This window comes from Vibrio sp. 970 (genome assembly GCF_033339075.1).
Genome location: NZ_JAWOTW010000765.1, coordinates 1 through 528, shown reverse-complemented (window position 1 = coordinate 528; position 528 = coordinate 1). Strand labels below are relative to the sequence as shown.

The 528-nt window shown below is 49.4% G+C and carries 1 pseudogene; it reads left to right on the top strand.

Annotated features, from left to right (window positions below):
- Positions 1-528, top strand: a pseudogene (locus R7Q11_RS29070) (putative 2-aminoethylphosphonate ABC transporter permease subunit); the annotation flags it as partial.

Below are 528 nucleotides of genomic sequence, written 5' to 3'. Positions count from 1 at the left end.
GGCGGTGTATGGCTCGTTAGTGACGTTCTGGCCTTGGAATAAAGCGCTGACGCTGAACAATTACAACTTCGCAGAGATGAGTACCTATGGCTGGAGCCCATTCTTCAACTCGTTAACGCTGGCAGGTTGGACTGCGCTGATTGGTACCGCTGTGATTTTCGTCGGTGCCTACTGTATTGAAAAAGGTCGTGCGTTTGGGCCAGTTCGTCAGGCGATGCAAATGCTGAGTGTGGTGCCGATGGCGGTGCCGGGCATGGTTTTGGGTTTGGGATACATCTTTTACTTCAATGATGTGAACAACCCATTGAATGTGCTTTACGGTCCGATGGCGTTTCTGGTGATTAACACCGTAGTGCACTATTACACAGTCGGCCACATGACAGCGTTAACCGCTCTCAAGCAACTGCCTTCAGAGATAGAAGCGACGGCAGCATCGGTCAAGCTGCCTCAGTATAAGTTGTTCTTCAAAGTGACCTTACCGGTTTGTATGCCTGCTGTTTTGGACATAGCAACCTACTTGTTTGTTAA